We start from the raw sequence: 1,097 nt of genomic DNA, 5'->3' as shown, positions 1-1,097 counted from the left end.
TCTTTTTGTGGGCAGCGGCTTCCCAAATATATGGTTCCCGATTCCTTTGAGTTTCGTAGTTCTTTGCCCCAAACTTCAACTGGAAAAATAGATAAAATTAAGTTATGTCAGCAAACACAACGATAACAAAAAATAATACAATTACCGAAGAAAAAATTGAAAAAATGCTCAAAGAGTTTATCACCGAAGAGTTGGCCTATGACCAACCGGACTTAGTTCTAACCAACGACTCAAAGATAATTGAGCAACGGATCATTGACTCAATGGACATCTTTCGATTAGTTCGCTTTGTCGAGGATGAAGTTGGTATTGTTTGGGAACCTGAAGAATTCGTATTAAAAAACTTTGCAACAGTTGACCATATCAAAGCCTACATACTCCGTAAATTAGCGTCACCGGATGATTAGCAAGGCAGTCCCGATGAAAAATTTTTTCATCATCAAGCATTAAAGAGGGTTATTTACCCTACACCCGGGTGAGCGAAATTTTGGTTGGAATTTGAATTCTCCGCGTCACCGCGTCATCGCGTCATCGCGTCTGTTTACTCCTTCACCCACTCTTTTTTTCGCTCACCCCCTACACCCTACACCCCACACCCTACACCCTCTTTCCCTTCCTTTTGAACCTAATTGGGATGCCTTTACCCTTTTCAAGAAATTCAATCATGAATAAAACTGCTTATCCTAACCATGAGTCTGATCTTCTAGAAAATCGTCATAGGGAACCAATCGCAATCATTGGGATGGGATGTCGTTTTCCAGGAAAGTCTGATACTCCAGAAGCATTTTGGCAATTGTTGCGTAATGGGGTAAATGCGGTTCAAGATATTCCCTCTTCTCGCTGGGATCTTGAGAGATACTATGATCCATTACCTACACCAGGCAAGTTTTATGTGCGTTCTGCGGCTTTCTTAGATACTGATGAAATCGAAAAGTTTGATGCCGAATTTTTTCGGATGGCATCACGAGAAGCAGCAAGCTTAGATCCACAACAACGTTTACTTCTAGAAGTAAGTTGGGAAGCTCTCGAACACGCCGGAATTGCACCAACCTCTTTAGCAGGTAGTCAGACAGGTGTGTTTGTCGGTATTCACTAGA

General features: G+C 41.8%; 2 protein-coding genes. Both read left to right on the top strand.

Going from position 1 to position 1,097, the window contains the following annotated elements:
* Nucleotides 1-104: 104 nt before the first annotated feature.
* Nucleotides 105-407 (top strand): acyl carrier protein, encoded by a 303-nt coding sequence (locus F6K23_RS41085; RefSeq protein WP_293167040.1) that lies wholly within the window; start codon nt 105-107, stop codon nt 405-407.
* 257 nt (nt 408-664) lie between these two features.
* Complete coding sequence (locus F6K23_RS41080; protein ID WP_367267988.1) at nt 665-1,096, top strand: beta-ketoacyl synthase N-terminal-like domain-containing protein; 432 nt, start codon at nt 665-667, stop codon at nt 1,094-1,096.
* Nucleotide 1,097: the final 1 nt, after the last annotated feature.

The organism is Okeania sp. SIO2C9 (assembly GCF_010672455.1).
Lineage (GTDB): Bacteria > Cyanobacteriota > Cyanobacteriia > Cyanobacteriales > Microcoleaceae > Okeania.
Note: the sequence above shows the minus strand (reverse complement) of the source record. Positions and strands in the feature narration are given on the sequence as shown.